Annotated in this window: 16 protein-coding genes; 6 read left to right on the top strand and 10 right to left on the bottom strand. The window is 70.8% G+C overall.

Translation table 11 applies throughout. From position 1 onward, the window contains the following. Positions 1 to 84 precede the first annotated feature (84 nt). Entirely contained in the window at positions 85 to 489 is a 405-nt protein-coding gene (locus ACIN94_RS04910) for an NUDIX hydrolase (RefSeq protein WP_400699759.1), read from the top strand. Here the strand turns inward: ACIN94_RS04910 and ACIN94_RS04905 are convergent. Beyond that, the gene (locus ACIN94_RS04905; protein ID WP_400699756.1) at positions 452 to 3,490 is read right to left on the bottom strand and encodes a hypothetical protein; all 3,039 of its coding nucleotides are present in this window, start codon (positions 3,488 to 3,490) and stop codon (positions 452 to 454) included. The two genes, ACIN94_RS04910 and ACIN94_RS04905, sit on opposite strands and share 38 nt — an antisense overlap. 352 nt (positions 3,491 to 3,842) lie before the next feature. Continuing rightward, positions 3,843 to 4,784, bottom strand: coding sequence for an HpcH/HpaI aldolase/citrate lyase family protein (locus tag ACIN94_RS04900; RefSeq protein WP_400699753.1), 942 nt, complete (start codon positions 4,782 to 4,784; stop codon positions 3,843 to 3,845). 159 nt (positions 4,785 to 4,943) lie between these two features. Here ACIN94_RS04900 and ACIN94_RS04895 point away from each other — a divergent pair, with 159 nt between their 5' ends. Both ACIN94_RS04895 and ACIN94_RS04890 read left to right on the top strand, forming a co-directional pair. Beyond that, positions 4,944 to 5,513, top strand: coding sequence for a biotin transporter BioY (locus ACIN94_RS04895; protein WP_400699750.1), 570 nt, complete (start codon positions 4,944 to 4,946; stop codon positions 5,511 to 5,513). Positions 5,514 to 5,576: 63 nt separating this feature from the next. After that, positions 5,577 to 5,942: a hypothetical protein gene (locus tag ACIN94_RS04890; RefSeq protein ID WP_400699748.1), complete on the top strand. Its 366-nt coding sequence runs from the start codon at positions 5,577 to 5,579 to the stop codon at positions 5,940 to 5,942. Here the strand turns inward: ACIN94_RS04890 and ACIN94_RS04885 are convergent. After that, entirely contained in the window at positions 5,917 to 6,864 is a 948-nt protein-coding gene (locus tag ACIN94_RS04885; protein ID WP_400699746.1) for an EamA family transporter, read from the bottom strand. The two genes, ACIN94_RS04890 and ACIN94_RS04885, sit on opposite strands and share 26 nt — an antisense overlap. Before the next feature lie 467 nt (positions 6,865 to 7,331). Between ACIN94_RS04885 and ACIN94_RS04880 the strand changes: the two genes are divergently transcribed. Next, positions 7,332 to 8,474 (top strand): Mrp/NBP35 family ATP-binding protein, encoded by a 1,143-nt coding sequence (locus tag ACIN94_RS04880; RefSeq protein WP_400699744.1) that lies wholly within the window; start codon positions 7,332 to 7,334, stop codon positions 8,472 to 8,474. A gap of 110 nt (positions 8,475 to 8,584) precedes the next feature. Here ACIN94_RS04880 and ACIN94_RS04875 read toward each other — a convergent pair whose 3' ends face one another. The 5 genes from ACIN94_RS04875 to sigE all read right to left on the bottom strand — a co-directional run bounded on the left by ACIN94_RS04875 (position 8,585) and on the right by sigE (position 12,906). Then, entirely contained in the window at positions 8,585 to 8,944 is a 360-nt protein-coding gene (locus tag ACIN94_RS04875) for a sec-independent translocase (RefSeq protein WP_400699742.1), read from the bottom strand. Positions 8,945 to 9,049: 105 nt separating this feature from the next. Then, positions 9,050 to 10,570, bottom strand: a complete 1,521-nt coding sequence (locus ACIN94_RS04870; protein WP_400699740.1) for a S1C family serine protease — start codon at positions 10,568 to 10,570, stop codon at positions 9,050 to 9,052. 95 nt (positions 10,571 to 10,665) lie between these two features. After that, the gene (locus ACIN94_RS04865; protein ID WP_400699738.1) at positions 10,666 to 11,655 is read right to left on the bottom strand and encodes a sigma-E factor regulatory protein RseB domain-containing protein; all 990 of its coding nucleotides are present in this window, start codon (positions 11,653 to 11,655) and stop codon (positions 10,666 to 10,668) included. Between the two features lie 35 nt (positions 11,656 to 11,690). Then, complete coding sequence (locus ACIN94_RS04860) at positions 11,691 to 12,221, bottom strand: anti-sigma factor family protein (protein ID WP_400699736.1); 531 nt, start codon at positions 12,219 to 12,221, stop codon at positions 11,691 to 11,693. Between the two features lie 52 nt (positions 12,222 to 12,273). After that, entirely contained in the window at positions 12,274 to 12,906 is a 633-nt protein-coding gene (gene sigE / locus ACIN94_RS04855; protein ID WP_400699733.1) for an RNA polymerase sigma factor SigE, read from the bottom strand. A 171-nt stretch (positions 12,907 to 13,077) separates the two neighbouring features. On the opposite strand from sigE, the gene ACIN94_RS04850 reads away from it, so the two are divergent. Next, positions 13,078 to 13,728 carry an O-methyltransferase gene (locus ACIN94_RS04850; protein WP_400699730.1) on the top strand — a complete coding sequence of 217 codons (651 nt, stop codon included), beginning with the start codon at positions 13,078 to 13,080 and terminating at the stop codon, positions 13,726 to 13,728. On the opposite strand, the gene ACIN94_RS04845 is transcribed toward ACIN94_RS04850, so the two are convergent. Continuing rightward, positions 13,718 to 15,214: a leucyl aminopeptidase gene (locus ACIN94_RS04845; RefSeq protein WP_400699728.1), complete on the bottom strand. Its 1,497-nt coding sequence runs from the start codon at positions 15,212 to 15,214 to the stop codon at positions 13,718 to 13,720. The two genes, ACIN94_RS04850 and ACIN94_RS04845, sit on opposite strands and share 11 nt — an antisense overlap. A 176-nt stretch (positions 15,215 to 15,390) precedes the next feature. Further along, positions 15,391 to 15,558, bottom strand: a complete 168-nt coding sequence (locus ACIN94_RS04840; RefSeq protein ID WP_012894793.1) for a DUF3117 domain-containing protein — start codon at positions 15,556 to 15,558, stop codon at positions 15,391 to 15,393. 189 nt (positions 15,559 to 15,747) lie between these two features. On the opposite strand from ACIN94_RS04840, the gene ACIN94_RS04835 reads away from it, so the two are divergent. After that, on the top strand, positions 15,748 to 16,530 hold the full coding sequence (locus ACIN94_RS04835) for a PaaX family transcriptional regulator C-terminal domain-containing protein (RefSeq protein WP_400699725.1): 783 nt from the start codon (positions 15,748 to 15,750) through the stop codon (positions 16,528 to 16,530). Positions 16,531 to 16,534 lie beyond the last annotated feature (4 nt).

Below are 16,534 nucleotides of genomic sequence, written 5' to 3'. Positions count from 1 at the left end.
CCTACGGTGCTTCGTCATCGGCCGGTCCGTCAAGGGCACACTGCGTTATCGAGCCGTAATCTTACCAATGTGCGCGTAAATTGTGTGGGAGCGATTGTCCGTGACGGCTCCGGCCGGTTACTCCTCGTCCGCCGTGGCCACCCGCCCGGCGAGGGTCTCTGGTCGCTCCCCGGCGGCCGGGTCGAGCCGGGTGAGCCGGACGCCGGAGCGGTGGCCCGCGAGGTGCTGGAGGAGACCGGCCTGACGGTCACGGCGGACCGTCTGGCCGGCACCGTCGAGCGTCCCGGCCCAGGCGGTGTCGTCTACGAGATCCGCGACTACCTGGCCGAGGTCTCCGGCGGCACGCTCTCCGCCGGAGACGACGCCGCCGACGCCCGGTGGTTCACCGGCGACGAGATCGCACGGCTCCCGCTCACCGCCGGGCTGCTGGACGCCCTCGTCGAATGGGCGGTCATCGAGCCGTGGTCAGAGTCGAGCGCCACAGCGTGAGATGGTCGGCGTTGTAGGTGGTGGACCTGCCCAGGGCCACCACCTGACCGCCGGAGACCGCGACCGCGCCGAGCCATTGGGCGCCGTCGCCGCCCAGGCTGCCCTGGGTGGGGGTGTGGGGCTGCCAGGCCCGGCCGTCCTCGGAGGTCCAGGCCACGCTGTCGCCCTCGCCGGGGAGTCCCTGCCAGCCGACCGCCACCACGCCCTCCGTGGTCGCGGCCAGATCCTGGACGGCAGCCGCGCCGTCCGCGGGGAACCAGGAGAACTCCCAGGTCGAGCCGTTGTCCGCCGACACCGCGCCGAAGGCCCGGAGCCCGTCTCCGGTCTGTGCGGTGCCGGCCGCGACGATGTGCCCGCCGTGCAGGACCACATGCCGCAGTCCGGCCGACGTCGCCCCCGGGGGCAGGACCGGCTTCCGCGCGGTCCATTCGACCCCGTCGGCCGAGACCCAGACCACGCCGGTCTCGTGTGCCGGACCACCGGTACCGCCGACGGCCACGTAGCCGGACGAGGTGACCGAGACGTCGTACAGCCGCACCCCGCCGCCGGCGGGAAGCTTCGCCGCCCTGGTGTAGTGCTTAAGGTCGGACGAGAACCACAGGACCGGGACGGTCCCGGCCGGGCCGCGGTCCTCACCGGCCAGGACATAGCCGGAGGGACCCGCGGCGACCGCGTGGGGGGCGAGGAAGTAATGCTCGGCGGCCGGAGCGAGCTGGCCCCCAATGGGCACTTTGCGCCAGTTCGTCCCATCGTCCGAGGTGACGAGCAGGGGCGACGTGGAGGAGGCGTTGGGCATGACGCTGCCCACGGCCAGCCAGCCTCGCCGGCCCTGCGCGACGTCGCCGAGCGACTGCCGCCACGGACCGCCGAGGACACGGGCCGGACCACTGGCCTTCCAGCTCTGGCCGTCCGCGCTGGTCCAGATCGCCGCGTCGCCGGACGCCGCGCCCACAGCGACGAACATGCCGTCCCCGGCGGCCACCCTGGCCGTCTCGCGGGCGGCCCTGGTGAGCCCGTCGATCCCGCCCAGGGGGACCGGACGCGCCTGTCCCCCCTTGGGCGCGGTGATGAGGACCAGGCGGTTGTCCACGTCGGCGGCGCGTTCGTCGCCGCCGACGACGAGCGTCCCCCCGTCCGAGACCGCGAGCGCCCGGAGCGAGCCTGGCACCTGCCCGAGGTCGGTGGTCCTGCTCCAACCGTGGCCGTCCTTACTGGTGTAGACGGAGTAGCGCTCGAAGCCCGACTCGGTGACGGCGGCCACTCCGTCCGAGGAGGAGGCCAGGCGCCTGACACCCGATCCGTCGGGGGCCAGGCCACCGATGGTGCCGCACCGGCTCCAGTCGTCGCCCTGGGACGAGCAGTAGACGGCGACCTCGCCCTTGTCGCTGCGCTGCTGGGTCGGGACGAGCACGAACCCGTCGGCCGCCACGGCCAGCGCACCCGGCTGGGGGATGACGCCGGCCAGCGCCGTACTGGTCCGCAGCCAGGTCTTCCCTCCATCGGCCGAGCGCAGGACCACCGAGGAGGAGCCGCTCCGGACCGAGTCGCCCAGCGCCACCACGGCGTCGCCCCTGGCGATGACCGCCTTGAGGCCCCGGACCTTGTCCGGCGGATCGATCTCCCCGCTGCTCAACCGGTTCCAGGCCCGCCCATCGGGTGAGATCCAGGCGACGGCACCGGCGCTACCGTCCGGAAGCACGCTCGTCCCCACGGCCACGAACCCCGAGGAGGTCCTGGCCAGGTCCATGATCTTGTCTCCGGCCGAGAACGCCTCCAGCGCGCCGGGATCCACCGCCTCCCAGCTGTAGCCGTCGGCACTCGCCCACAGGCCGTGTCCGGTGCCGAGGGTGTCGTTGCCCGCGGCCAGCCAGCGTCCGTCGCCGCCCGCCACCAGGCCCACGGTGGTCGGTCCCGCCTCGTAGCCCGCCGGTCCTGTCACCTTGCCCAGCTGCCAGGTCCCGCCCCCGTCCGGGGAGAACAGGAACAGCGGCCGGGGGACGGGGCTGGTGGTGTCGCTGCCGACCGCGACCATGGTGGAGCCCGCCGAGGCAACGGCGTTGAGCACCTGGCTCGATCCGTCACCGTCGGCGCCGGCCGGCGGCGCGAAGTTCGCGTCCCCGGAGCGCACCTCGCCGCCGACCAGCCGGAGGCCGGTGGTGAACGGCCCGCTCACCCACTCCCACAGCACCAGTCCGCCGCCGACCGCGACGGCCAGGACCAGGACCATCAGGAACGGGATGACCAGGCCACGGCCCCGCCCGCGCCTGGTCGGGCTGGAGCGGCGCGCGGCGGAGGGTGCGGGGGCCGCGCGGTGGTGCCGCCCGCCGTTCGGCCCCCGCCTGCCGGGCGGCCCCTGAGCGACCAGCAGGTCCGGGCGGGCGGGCCGGCCCCCGGGAGGGCGTCCCACCCGGCGCACCGGCTCGAAGTCGTCCTGAACCGGTGCGGCAGGCTCGGGCGTGGACTCCGGCGTCGCGGGAATCCGGGGTCCGGCCCCGGTCTCGTCTCCGGGCTCGTGCGGCGGCCCGGAGTCATCGGGAAGGCCAGGGCGCCGCTCCTCCCCGGGCTCGCGCGGCGGCCCGGAGGCGACCAGCAGGTCCGGCCGGTCCGCCATCCGCCGACGGGGTGAATGTTCGGACCCGGCGCTTCCGTCTCCGGCCTCGGGGGGCCGTCCGCGCGCGGGAGAAGGGGCGCCCGGGTCGTCGGGGGAGGAGGCGTAGGGCCGGCTGTGGTGGCGGCGCCGTTCGCCGCCCAGTCCCTCGGGACGGGCCTGCGGAGGGTCGCTCTCGTCCGGGGTGGGCGAGGCGAACGGGGGGAGCATCCACGGGGAGGCCAGCGGGAGCCCGCGGGGGCTGTCGTCGGAGGGTCCGGGCGGGAAATGCTGGATCGTGGGCGGAGACTCCTGAGTCTCCTGGGGCCCGGCTGCGGATGCCGCGCCGCCACGGACACCGTCGTTGTCCGCCGGCCACTCTCGCGAGCGCGGGTCGTGAGGGCCCGGGGCCACGCTCAGCACCTCCTGTAGGAAGCCCGTCTGCGCCCGGGGTCACCACCCCGGATCGTTCCAGTCAGCTCCGTGACACTCTGTCGCAACCCCCTACGGGAGCGGCAAATCGCACGCGACCCTACTCCTACCCCGTTCCGTTGAAACGATCACCTCCGGCGGAGGGGTGACCGAGGCCCGGTCTCCCACAGTCCAGAGCAACACGTCGGGACCTCGATGACGAGACCTCTCTAGTCAGATTTATCGATGCAGCGCCGGAATTATCAATGTTTTCTCCCATAATTCCGAAATTGCTGGCCAGCCGGAACCGGGCTCCGGCGGACCTCGGCGCCGTGGTTCTCCGCCGCGACCGGCGTCACGCCGTGGGCGGGGTGAAGGCGGAGGTGCGCCCGAGACCGGCCGCCCGGCCCTTGGCCGCCACCACCAGCGCCATCTTCCTGGACGCCTCATCGATCATCTCGTCGCCGAGCATGACCGCACCGCGCCGCTCGACCGTCGTGTAGTACTCATACGCGTCGAGGATCAGCTCAGCGTGGTCGTAGTCCTCCTGGGAGGGCGAGAACACCTCGTTGGCGGCCTCCACCTGGCTCGGGTGGAGCACCCACTTGCCGTCGAAACCGAGCGCCGCGGCCCGCCCGGCCACCCGGCGGTAGCCGTCCAGATCCTTGATCGCCAGGTACGGGCCGTCGATGGCCTGCAGGCCGTGCATGCGGGCGGCCATCAGAATCCGCATCAGGATGTAGTGGTAGGCGTCGCCCTCGGTGTAGCCGGGAGGCTGCTCGCCGACCACCAGGGTCCGCATGTTGATCGAGGCCATGAAGTCGGCCGGGCCGAAGACCAGCGTCTCCAGCCGCCGGGACGAGCCGCCGATGGCATCCACGTTGACCAGGCCCCGGGCGTTCTCGATCTGAGCCTCGATGCCGATCCTGCCGACCGGGAGGCCGTTGGCCTTCTCGATCTGGGTGAGCAGTGTGTCGAGCCAGACCACCTGCACCGGGTCCTCCACCTTGGGCAGCATCAGGCAGTCGAGGAACTCCCCCGCGCCCTCCACGACCTCGATGACGTCCCGGTAGGTCCACTGCGTGCTCAGGTCGTTGACCCGCACGACCCTCGTCCTGCCCGACCAGTCGCCCTCGCGCAGGGCGGCCACGATGTTCTTGCGCGCCCCCTCCTTGGCGAGCGGGGCGACGGAGTCCTCCAGGTCGAGGAAGACCTCGTCGGCGGGCAGTCCCTGGGCCTTCTCCAGGAAGCGGGGGTTGCTGCCGGGCACCGCCAGGCACGAACGTCGCGAGCGCATGGCCACACGCTATCGGCCGGTCCGGCCCCCCACGGCAGGCCGGGTCCGTCTATGGCGCCCATACAAAGAGGGGGACATGTTCTTGGCGCCGATCTCGTACGGCTCCTGGCCGGCGTATCCGAACAATGGGTATCAAGCATTGGTAAGGAGACATTCACGATGGTAAACGCATCCTCGGTGGCCCGGCCCGCCGTACTGTCCGACCTCATCCCGGGTTCCCGCGTCCGCGACATCGCGCTCGTGCTCGGCGGCGCCGCCCTGACGGGCCTGTCCGCGCAGCTCACCTTCCCCATGTGGCCCGTCCCGGTCACCGGCCAGACCTTCGCGGTCGTGCTGGTGGGCGCGGCGCTCGGGATGAACCGCGCGGCGCTGAGCATGGTCCTCTACACGCTCGTCGGCATCGCGGGCGTGCCGTGGTTCGCCGGCGGCGCCTCGGGCTTCGGCGGCGCCACCTTCGGCTACATCCTCGGCTTCATCGCGGCCGCCGCCCTGGTCGGCAAGCTCGCCGAGCACGGTGGTGACCGTACCGTCCTGCGCACGGTCGGCACGATGGTCTTCGGCAACCTGGTCATCTACGCGTTCGGCCTGCCGGTCCTGATCGCCGTGACCGGCCTGGACCTGGGCACCGCCCTCGTCGAGGGCGCGGGCAAGTTCCTGATCGGCGACGCTCTCAAGATCGCGGTCGCGGCCGGACTGCTGCCGGCGGCGTGGAAGCTCACCCGCCGCTGACCCCGGCACCGTGTACGGCCTGCGCCCTCCGGCATATGAGGACGCAGGCCGTACATTCGTCTCATGGGTGTGATCGAAGAGGGTGCCAAGAAGTCGGGGATCCTGTGGCTGTCACTGGACCGGCCCCGGCTGGCCTGGCACGCGTGGCACGACGGTGCGATCTACGTGGTCACCGGCGGCGGCGAGCAGTCGCTGCCCGGCCTCGCCGGCTCCGGCCAGGTCCAGGTGACGCTCCGGAGCAAGGACAACGGCGCACGGCTGATCACCTTCGAGGCCTCCGTCGAGGTGGTGGACCAGACGGAGGCCGCCGAGGCGGTGGCCGCGCTCGCCAAGGAGCGGCTCAACGCCGTCGACGGCGCGGGCCTGACGGAGCGCTGGGCCGCCCACTCGCAGGTGGTACGGCTCACGCCACGGGGACCGGCTCTCTGACCTCCGCCACCGCGGCGGGCGGCAGTCCGGCCGTGGCCCGCTGAGCCAGGTAGGCGCCGGACAGGACGATGAGGCCACCCGCGATCTGGAAAGGCCCGAGGGCCTCCCCCACCAGGACCCAGGCGACCACCGCACCGGCGATGACCTCCAGCGAGGCCACCGTGGAGCCGATCGCGGCCGACAGGCGGCGGACCGCGGTGACGCCGAGGATGTAGGCGAGGACCGTGGCGACCACGATCATCCAGATCACGGCCACCAGCGCCGGCAGCGCGAGACCACCACCGGGCGCCACGGTCCGGGTGAACGCCGTCCACGGGATGTTCCACGGCTGGGAGAACGGGACGAGCACCGCGGCCGCGCCCAGCAGACCCCAGGCGATCAGGCCGAGTGGATCGACGTCGTCCCCGAAACCGTCACTGAGCAGGAAGTATCCGGCGCAACACGCCGCCGCGCCGAAGGCGAGCAGCAGCCCCACCGGGTCCAGGGCCATGCCCGCCCAGACCTCGACCACGATGCCGAGCCCGATCACCGCGACCACGGCGCCGACGAAGGCCGCGCGCGGCAGCCGTACCCGGCGGACGAACCGCACCCAGAGCACGACCAGCACCGGCGAGGTGAATTCGATCAGCAGGGTGACGCCCACCGGCAGCCGGGTGATCGCCGCGAAGTACAGTGCCTGCACCCCGGCTACCGCGACCACCGCGTAGGCCAGGAAGAATGGCAGCCGTGCGCGCGGGATGCGCAGGGCCCGGGGCCTGACGGCCGCGAGAACGCCGATGAGCAGCAACCCGGCGCCCGCCATCCGCACCCAGACCGCCTCCAGCGGGGCCAGCCCTGCGGTGTCCAGATACTTGGCCATCGGCCCGGAGAAGGCGAAACACCAGGACGACGCGAACGCGATCAGCAGACCGGCGCGCCTCATAGAACACCCCCCTGTAATTACCGTTTAAGCGTTTTGATGCTGTCATGATAGGGCGGACCGGAGCAAGAGGGCGTCCGAAATGTGAGAGTGCCTTGAAGCGGTGATCCAGGCAGGCCACCTACTTCCAGCGGCTGCCGCGCGAACCTCCGTCCGCCCCGCTCGGCGGCATCCTGCCTGCCGGGGGTGAAGGCCCGCGTTCAGGTAGCCTTAGAACGTTGCACGCGCATCTACACAGCGAATTGTCCGGACTCTGCTCCGACAGCGAGGTTCCGGAATTCCTCGCGGGATCCCCGGGTTCTTACCATGGGGCCGTGACTCCTCCGCTCTCCCGTGGGGAGCGGCTTCTCGCTCAGCCACAGGGGCGCTGCGACGGACGAGCCCTGCCCGTAGAACGCCTGGACACATAGACAAGGAGGGACGGCATCCTCCCGTCGCCTCAGGGTGACGGTGCAGGTGCCGACACTTCGATGGCACCCACACCGGAACTGGTGACGGCCGCTCTGTCGACCGTCAACGACCCTGAGATCCGTCGGCCGATCACCGAGCTCGACATGGTCAAGAGCGTCGACATCTCCCCCGACGGGATGGTCCGCGTCGGGATCTTCCTCACGGTGTCGGGCTGTCCCATGAAGGACACCATCACCCGTGACATCACCACCGCGGTCTCCAAGATCGACGGAGTCAGCGGTGTCCAGGTCGAGATGGACGTGATGAGCACCGAGCAGCGCAAGGCGCTGCAGACCAAGCTGCGCGGCGCCAAGGGCCCCGAGAAGGAGATCCCCTTCGCCCAGGCCGGCTCGCTGACCCGCGTCTTCGCGGTCGCGTCCGGCAAGGGTGGCGTGGGCAAGTCCTCCGTCACCGTCAACCTGGCCGCCGCGATGGCCGTGGGCGGCCTCAAGGTCGGCGTCGTGGACGCCGACATCTACGGCCACAGCATCCCCCGCATGCTCGGCGTCTCCGAGCGCCCCACCAAGGTCGAGGACATGATCATGCCGCCGGTGGCGCATGACATCAAGGTCATCTCGGTCGGCATGTTCAAGCCGGAGGGCAACACCCCGGTCGTGTGGCGCGGCCCGATGCTGGACCGCGCGCTGCACCAGTTCCTCGCCGACGTCTACTGGGGCGACCTCGACGTCCTGCTGATGGACCTGCCTCCCGGCACCGGTGACATCGCGATCTCGGTGGCGCAGCGGATGCCGTCGGCGGAGATCCTCGTGGTGACCACCCCGCAGCAGGCCGCCGCCGAGGTGGCCGAGCGCGCCGGGTCGATCGCCGTGCAGACCCACCAGCAGATCGCGGGCGTCATCGAGAACATGTCCTGGCTGCCCTGCCCGCACTGCGACGAGCGGATCTCCGTCTTCGGTGAGGGCGGCGGCCAGACCGTGGCCGACGCGCTCACCCGCACCCTCGGCGCCCGGGTGCCGCTCCTCGGCCAGGTGCCGATCGACACGCGGCTGCGCGAGGGCGGCGACGAGGGCAAGCCCCTCGTGCTCACCGACCCCGACGCCCCGGCCGCCGCCGAGCTGAGCCGTATCGCCGCAGGTCTGAGCAAGAAGTCGGGCAGCCTCAGGGGCATGCAGCTCGGCATCTCCCCCACCAGGGGCCGCTAGGTCCCCGTCTTCTGGGACAACGGACGACAGGCGCCCTCCTCCACGGAGGGCGCCTGTCGTCATACAGCGTTCAGGCCCCTTCCGGGCCCTGTGGCGGAGTCTCGCGGGGGTCAGGTGGCTTCGGGGTCATAGGGCGGGATCTCGCCGTATCCGAGCTCACCGGCCGCCTCAGCCGCGTAGGAGTCGACATGGACCGGAGGGTCCGCCGAGTCGCGGTTCCAGTCGTCCTCCAGTGGACCGGTGAGGTGCTTGCGGACGAAGTTCTTCGGGTTGAGGTCGGCCGGGTCGAAGTCGGAGAACTCGGGGCCCAGGCCGGCCTGCAGGTCATTCTTGGCGTTGTTGGCCATCTGGCGGAGGTTCCGCAGTGTCTTGCCCGCCTGAGCGGCGGCCTGGGGAAGTTTCTCCGGACCGAAGACGAGCAGGGCGATGACCACCAGCGCCACGACCTCCAGCCAGCCGAGTCCGAACACGGTGATCTCCTACCGGGACAACGCTAGGGCGGCTCCCCGGGCGTACACCCGGAGAGCTTCCAGACTAATGCCCTCAACCCCAAGCATGCGCCCGCACATCGCGGGTCAGGAGGGCCTGGGCGTGGGCTGCGTGGGCGCGGCGCCCACGGTCACGGTGGCCGTCTGCTCCTGGCCACCCCGCTGGAACTTGATCGTCAGCTTCTCGCCCGGAGCCTTGTTCCGGATCAGCGCGATCAGTTCGGTGCTGTCCTGCACCACCGTCCCGTTGATCTCCAGGATGACGTCGCCGGGCTTCAGACCCGCCTTGTCGGCGGGGCCGCCCGGCTCGACCGGGCGGGTGCCCTGCTTGACCTCGCTGTCGATGCGGACCCCGGCGCCCTGGTAGGTCTGGTCGATGGTGACGCCGATCCGCGACTTCTTGGCGACCCCGGTGGTGACCAGTTCCTCGGCGATCCGGCGTACGTGGTTCACCGGGATGGCGAAGCCGAGACCGATGCTGCCGCTCTGGACGCCGACCGACCTGCCGAGCGTGGCGATCGCCGAGTTGACCCCGATGACCTCACCGGCGACGTTGACCAGCGGGCCGCCGGAGTTGCCGGGGTTGATGGCGGCGTCGGTCTGGATGGCGCTGAGCCAGGTGGTGTCGGAGCTGTTCTCCTCACCCGCCTGAACCGGGCGGTTCAGCGAGCTGACGATGCCGGAGGTGACGGTGCCGACGAGGCCGAGCGGGGAGCCGATGGCGACGACCGGGTCGCCCACGACCACGTTGTCGGAGTTGCCGAGGCTGATCTCCGGGGCGCCGAAGGTCTCGTCGGGCTTGACCACCGCGAGGTCGGACTCGGGGTCACGGCCGACGATCCGGGCCGCGGTGGACTTGCGGTTACTGAACTGGACCTTGATCTCACCGCCCGGCGCAGCGGCGGCGACCACGTGGTTGTTGGTCACCACGTAGCCTCCCTTGATCAGGAAGCCGGAGCCGGTGGCCGCGCTGGCACCGCCCTCGACGGCCAGCGACACCACGCTGGGCAGGACCTTGGCGGCCACTCCCGCTATCGAGTCCGGAGGCCGGGAGTTGGAGCCACTGGGCGGGTTCCCCAGCGCGAAGGAGGCATCGTGGCCGGAGACAGGCGGGCGGGTGAGCAGGTAGGTGCCGACGCTCCCCAGCGTCGAGGCCAGCAGCGCGATTATCACCGCGAGGAGGACCAGCGTTCTGGTATGCGGCCCGCGCGGAGCGGGAACGGCCATTCCCGGGAAGCCCCGGGGAGGGGGTGCCCAGCCGGTGCCCATGCCGAACGCCTGGGAGGGCGGAGGCGGCGGACCGGCCGGCGGACCGAAGACCACCGTGTCCTGCCGCACCCTGCCCGACGGATCGCCCCAGCCGCTCCCGCCGGGCTGCCCGGTGTCGTTCTGGTTCCCGGCCTGGCTCCACCGCCCCTGACCCGGCTGCTCGCCGAGCTGGCTCCAGCCGTCGTTCCGGGGCTGCTCACCGGGGAAGGGTGCCGCCTCGTCGGCGGGCAGGAAGTCCGGGCGGGAGGGGGGCGGGACATGGCCTCCGTCGTCGGTGAAATCCGACGGCGTACGCCCCTGCGCGCCCTGCGCCTCGTGGGTACGGATCTCGTCGGTCATCGAAAATTCACCACTCCCTGCCTCGTGCGAGGCCGCTCACTGGGATGCCCCGGCAATCTTCCTCTGCGCGGGATACGAGAGATGTAAAGCGCGCCTTACCTGAAGAAGCCGGCCCAGGCCAGAAGGCGACTCGCCCCTCGGCCGAGCCGTGTCCACAGATTGGGCGCGGGCTCGTGCGGCAGAACCGCGACGGCGGCGTCGACCATGTCGGCCGGAGCGTCCGCGAAGACGGTGTAGACATGACCTCCACTCGCCCAGATCGTCTCCTGCTCGGCTGAGTCCCGAATCCAGATCGTATGCCCGTTAAGCCGCCGAGCATGCCAACCACGGAGCCGCTCCTCATCAAGCACACCAGACTGAATGAAAAGGGACACGACTGAGAGGCCATCCGAATATCCCAGATACAAGTATCCAGGAGATGTGGCGTGCACGGCGAACAGCTCAAGGCGGCCGGGCAGCGTCTCGGGAAAACGCCAGCCCAGGGCACGCAGCCCGGGCATCTCACCCAGGTCGGACCCACCGGGGTCCGGCACGTGGGCGGAGGCCTCCCGCGCCGGATCGAGGGCCAGATCGACGAAGGCACCGGCGTGGACGACCTTGCCCTGACCGTCGAGGATCTCGCGGCGGAGCACCGGCCCCCCGGCCTCGTCGAGCCAGTAACGGGCGGCGACGGTGCCGTCCGGGCGCACGACGTCCACCAGACGGGCCGGCCGGCCGCAGGCACTCCCCTCACCCGCGGCCACGACCCGGTAGTTGCGGGCGAGCACCGTGAGCATCATCTCGGACGGGGCGGACATGCCGCCGGCGGGACTGCCGGGATCCACCAGCTGGACCTGACCCGACGGCTGGGCGCGCACGGTCAGCCCCTCACCGGGGACATTACGGACCTCCAGCACCGAGGAGACGGAGCCGGAACGGCCCCAGGCGGTGACGTACTGCGTGCCGGAGTATCCGCGGGTACGGCCCGCGACCGCCGCCTCGCGCAACAGGTGCAGGCCGGTGTCCTCGCTCTCGGACTCGTCCGGCGGCCCGGCGTGCGCCGGGCCGGCGGACGCCGGACTGCCCACCACCAGCCCCAGCAGCATGACAGCGACAAGAAGGACGGTGACGGGCAGCCGGATCACGGAGTGGGGAAGGAAGTCGGCGTCGCCGACCCTCCGTAAGGCGCGGTGTTCCTGTGCTGGTTGGCGAACATGTCGACCGGCGGCACGACACGCGGGCCGGGGTCGGAACCGCCCGCGACGAAAAGGGTGCCGATCGCCACGGCCGCTGAGGCGACGCTCACCGCGACGTAGCCCGCCTTCCTGGCCCGGCGGGGCCCTCCGGCACGCCCGCGGGGCCGGTTGTCCAGTGGCGCGACGCTGTGCATGCTCGGGATCGGCACCCCTCCGAACGTCCGCGAGGCCGGAAAGGGCCGCTCACGCGGCGGCAGCGGGCCGCCTGGCTCGGCCATCCGCAGCAACGACATCGTCAGGTCGGCGGGCATCACGGGGCCGTCCAGCGATCGCAGGCGGTTCTTCAACGCACGCATGGCGTCGACCTCGGCCCGGCAGCCGGCGCAGAAAGCCAGATGGGACAGGGCACGGTCGCGCTCGTGGTGGTTCAGCTCACCGTCGACCAGTGCGGAAACGCGCTCTCCGAGATGACTCATGCCCACTCCTTGCCAGACGGCGCGTCGTGACATTCGTCATGACTGTGGTTTCTCATGCGATTCCCTCCCCGCGGGTGATGGTCGGGGGGAATTGGTCGCCACGCGGCGCCCGGTGCTCCAGCGCGTCACGCAGCTGAGCCCGGCCGCGATGGATGCGGCTGCGGACCGTACCGAGCTTCACGCCCAGCGTGGCGGCGATCTCCTCGTAGGACAGCCCCTCGATGTCACACAGCACGACCGCCGCGCGGAACTCCGGCGCGAGCGCGTCGAGCGCCGCCTGGATGTCCGGCTCAAGGTGGGTGTCGTCGTACACCTGGGCGGGAGACGGCTCACGTCCGCGTAGCCGCTCGGCGGCGTCGTCGGCGAGCCCCTCGAACCTGATGCGCTGCTTGCGCCGCGCCATGTCGAGGAACAGGTTGGTGGTGATGCGATGCAGCCAGCCCTCGAACGTGCCGGGCGTGTAGTTCGACAGGGACCTGAAGACCCGGACGAAGACCTCCTGCGTGAGGTCCTCGGCATCGTGCACGTTGCCGGTCAGCCGATAGGCGAGCCGGTAAACACGCGCCGAGTGATTCCTGACCACCTCCTCCCAGGTGGGAGGCGTCCAGTCAGGCATGGGAGCTTCTACCTGGTGGTCGGACTCCTCCACCAGCACTCCTCTCTCCGGGACCACCGCTATCGCCATAGTGCCTGGTTTCGTCCCTTCGTGCGCGTTCACTGTCTTCAGGACCGGCAAAGGCCGCTTAAACCGTGCAACGCACCGGGCGCGACATGAGTTCCCGATCGGGCCTGCCTCCCTTAGGCTGCGACCCAGTGCCTATATGACTGTGTACGGAGAAAGCGGGAGGAGAGGCCGATGGCAGAGACGCCGACAAGTCCGTTGGAGGCCACTCTGGCCTATGCCGAGGAATTCCACACGGAGGACGAGATTCTGCTCACCGCGCGTCAGCACGGTGCGGAGGTGGGAGCGCCCCCGATCCTGCCCGGCGCCGGCGCCGCCCTCTGCTTCCTCGCCACGGCCATCAGCGCCCGTGCGGTTGTGGAGATCGGCACCGGCTGCGGAGTGTCAGGACTGTGGCTGCTCCGCGGCATGCGCCAGGATGGCACGCTGACCAGCGTGGACGTGGAACCGGAGCACCAGCGCCTGGCACGGCAGAGCTTCGCCCAGGCGGGTTTCTCCGGAGGCCGGACCAGGCTGATCACCGGCCGCGCCCTGGACGTCCTGCCCCGCCTGTCCGACGGCGGTTACGACCTGGTCTTCTGTGACGGGTCCACGCAGGAGTACGGCGACTATCTGGCCGAGGCCGTCCGCCTGCTACGCCCCGGTGGCATCGTGGTCTTCGACAACGCCCTGTGGCACAACCGGGTCGCCGACCCGGCGCAGCGCGACCCGGACACCGTCGCCATGCGGGAGCTGGGCAAGCTGGTCCGTTCCGACGAACGGCTCCGCCCGCTGATGATGCCCCTGGGCGACGGCATCCTGGCCGCCATCAAACTCACCGGCTAGAGAGCCATTCGAGCAGCAGGCGCACGCCGTAACCGGTGGCGCCCTTGCTGAAGATGCCCTCGTCCGCGCTGCTGCGGCCGACGCCGGCGATGTCCAGATGGGCCCACGGCCGCTTGCCGGTGAACTCACGCAGGAACAGCGCGGCGGTGATGGAACCGGCCCCGTAGGTCGAGCCGGCCTCGATGTTGGCCAGGTCGGCCACGGTGGAGTCGAGCGCCGGGGTGTAGTCGTCGATCAGCGGCATCCGCCAGATCCTCTCCCCGGTGCTCTCGGCCGCCTCGGCCAGCTCCGCGGCCAGATCGTCGTCGGAGGCGAAGACGGCGCCGAGGTCCTTGCCGAGGGCGATGCTGATCGCCCCGGTCAGCGTGGCGATGTCGACCATGACGTCCGGGTCCAGCTCGGCGTCGGCGTAGGCCAGCGCGTCGGCCATCACCAGACGGCCTTCGGCGTCGGTGTTGAGGACCTCGACGGTCCGGCCGCCGTACTGGGTGATCACATCGGAGGGACGCTGGGCCATACCGGAGAAGGAGTTCTCCGCGGCGGCGATCAGGCCGGTGACCCGGACCCGTACGCCGAGGGACGCCAGCGCGCCCAGGACCGCGATGACGACCGCGCCGCCGGCCATGTCGGTCTTCATGAACTTCATGCTGTCGCCCCGCTTGAGCGACAGACCGCCGGTGTCGTAGGTGATGCCCTTGCCGACCAGGACGACGTGCCTGGTCGCGCCCTCGGGCTCGTAGGAGAGCTGGATCAGCCGCGGCGGGCTCACCGACCCCTGGCCGACGGCCAGGATGCCGCCGAACTTCCCGGACCGCAGCTGTTCCTCGTCCCACACCTTCGCGGTGACACCCTGCTCGGCGGCGCGCTCGGCGAGCCAGGCGGGGGTCTTCACCGAGGAGGGCATGTTGGCCAGATCCCTGGCCAGCGCGACGGCCCTGGCGACCACGTCTCCCCTGGCGACCTCGGCCTCGGTCTCGGCACCGTCGCCGACGAACTCGATCACCGTCGGTGTGGACTTCGCCACGCCGACCCGGAAGGTGTAGGTGGCCAGCAGCGCGCCCTCCACGAACGCGGCCACCGGCCCCTCGGGCAACACGACCCTGATCGCGTCCTTGTCCTTGCCCCGCCTGGCCACCGCCGCGCCGGCCTTGCGCAGGTCCGTGGCCGAACCGTCTCCGACCCCGTAGAGCAGCACCCGGCCGACGGTGTCGCCGTTCGCCACGGGAACCTCGACGACCTCCCCTGCCGCGCCCGTGGCCGCGTAGTGGGCCAGCAGCCCGGCGGCGGGCAGCGGCAGGTCGATCTCGGGGGCGAGGTCGGCCCCGAAGGGGACCGCGAGCAGTTGGGCGTCCTGGGTGGCGGGTGCCGCCGTGGCCCCCGCACGGTCCGGAGAGGCCGGCTCGGCATCGGCCCGCGCGGGCGTCACAGCGGACAGGCCCTGCCCGTAGGACGCGCGGGGCAGGAGCAGATATGGAGATAGAGGCATGAGAACTCCAGTCATCATCCGGGGAGAACAAGCGCGGCCCTGGCGCGAGCCGCTGTCAGGCGGTCCAGCGGCCAGGGCCGTGTTCGTCGGTCGCGGTCGCAGCGGCCGCAGCGGTCGTCATGTTCTTCAACACGATCAGACGAGGCCCGGCTGCACCGCTGGATATCAGATCGGGGTCAGACGACGACCTTCTTCAATTCCTCACCGAGGGCGCTTGCCTCGTCCGCCGAGAGTTCGACGACGAGCCGGCCGCCACCCTCCAGGGGTACCCGCATGACGATTCCCCTGCCTTCCTTGACGACCTCCAGCGGACCATCACCGGTCCTCGGCTTCATAGCCGCCATGCGTGTATCCCTTCCTGCTTCGGGCTCCGGATCTCCGACTGACCCGAGGGTGGCCGACGCATTCACGTCTTCTGTGATGTCCTATTATCCCGTCTCCGCGCTCAGAATGGGAACGATCAGCCTCAGCATCGACTCATCGGGCAATCAAGACCGTTGTCCAACACCCTTCAGACGACCAAACTTGTCCTCGTGAACGCCCGTGCCGCTCTCTTCGATCTGTATGGGGACCATCTACGCTCCCGAGGCGGTCGCGCGTCCGTGGCCGCACTCGTCCACCTGCTCGCGCCGTTGGACATCGCGGCTCCCGCCGTCCGCACCGCTGTCTCGCGGATGGTACGCCAGGGCTGGCTGGCCCCTGTCCGGCTCCCCCGGGGACCGGGATACGAGGTCACCCCCAAGTGCGTCCGCCGTCTCGACGAGACGGCTCTGAGAATTTACCGAGCCGGGACGATCATCTGGACGGGCCGGTGGCATATGCTCGTGGTCGAGCCGGTGCGGGAGCGGTCCCGGCGGGAACGGCTCAAGGCCGACCTCGCCTTCCTCGGATACGCCCCGCTGTCGGAGACGACCTGGATAGGCCTGCGGGCCTCTCCCGAACTGGGCGCGATCCTCGCCGGCGAGAACATCCGCGCCGACCGGTTCGACGCGGTGTTCGACGGCGACGCCCGGGCGCTGGTCGCCAGAACCTGGGACCTGGACGGCATCGCCTCGGCCTACGAGGACTGGCTGGCCCAGACGGTGGACCTGATCGGAGGGCTGCCCGGTGACGCCGCCGACGACCAGGTGTTCGCCATCCGGAGCAGGTTGCTGCACGGCTGGCGCAACTTCCTGTTCCGCGATCCCGGGCTCCCCGCCGAACTGCTACCGCCGGACTGGCCGGGGGAGAGGGCCAGAGCCTACTTCGAGCAGGAGGCCGCCCGCCTGCTCCCCGCCGCCGCCGCGTTCGTCGACCGTCACCTCACCGAGCCGTAGAAGG

It is taken from the genome of Streptosporangium sp. NPDC087985 (assembly GCF_044741965.1).
Lineage (GTDB): Bacteria > Actinomycetota > Actinomycetes > Streptosporangiales > Streptosporangiaceae > Streptosporangium.
This window is presented reverse-complemented; position numbering and strand designations above follow the sequence as displayed.

Bases quoted from the DNA above. Each gene is read 5' to 3' on its own strand.
- ACIN94_RS04870 (WP_400699740.1), bottom strand. From the start codon at position 10,570: ATGACCGACGAGATCCGTACCCACGAGGCGCAGGGCGCGCAGGGGCGT.
- ACIN94_RS04850 (WP_400699730.1), top strand. From the start codon at position 13,078: ATGGCAGAGACGCCGACAAGTCCGTTGGAGGCCACTCTGGCCTATGCC.
- ACIN94_RS04890 (WP_400699748.1), top strand. From the start codon at position 5,577: ATGGGTGTGATCGAAGAGGGTGCCAAGAAGTCGGGGATCCTGTGGCTG.
- ACIN94_RS04840 (WP_012894793.1), bottom strand. From the start codon at position 15,558: ATGGCGGCTATGAAGCCGAGGACCGGTGATGGTCCGCTGGAGGTCGTC.
- sigE (WP_400699733.1), bottom strand. From the start codon at position 12,906: ATGGCGATAGCGGTGGTCCCGGAGAGAGGAGTGCTGGTGGAGGAGTCC.
- ACIN94_RS04895 (WP_400699750.1), top strand. From the start codon at position 4,944: ATGGTAAACGCATCCTCGGTGGCCCGGCCCGCCGTACTGTCCGACCTC.
- ACIN94_RS04880 (WP_400699744.1), top strand. From the start codon at position 7,332: ATGGCACCCACACCGGAACTGGTGACGGCCGCTCTGTCGACCGTCAAC.
- ACIN94_RS04900 (WP_400699753.1), bottom strand. From the start codon at position 4,784: ATGCGCTCGCGACGTTCGTGCCTGGCGGTGCCCGGCAGCAACCCCCGC.
- ACIN94_RS04865 (WP_400699738.1), bottom strand. From the start codon at position 11,655: ATGCTGCTGGGGCTGGTGGTGGGCAGTCCGGCGTCCGCCGGCCCGGCG.
- ACIN94_RS04845 (WP_400699728.1), bottom strand. From the start codon at position 15,214: ATGCCTCTATCTCCATATCTGCTCCTGCCCCGCGCGTCCTACGGGCAG.
- ACIN94_RS04860 (WP_400699736.1), bottom strand. From the start codon at position 12,221: ATGAGTCATCTCGGAGAGCGCGTTTCCGCACTGGTCGACGGTGAGCTG.
- ACIN94_RS04885 (WP_400699746.1), bottom strand. From the start codon at position 6,864: ATGAGGCGCGCCGGTCTGCTGATCGCGTTCGCGTCGTCCTGGTGTTTC.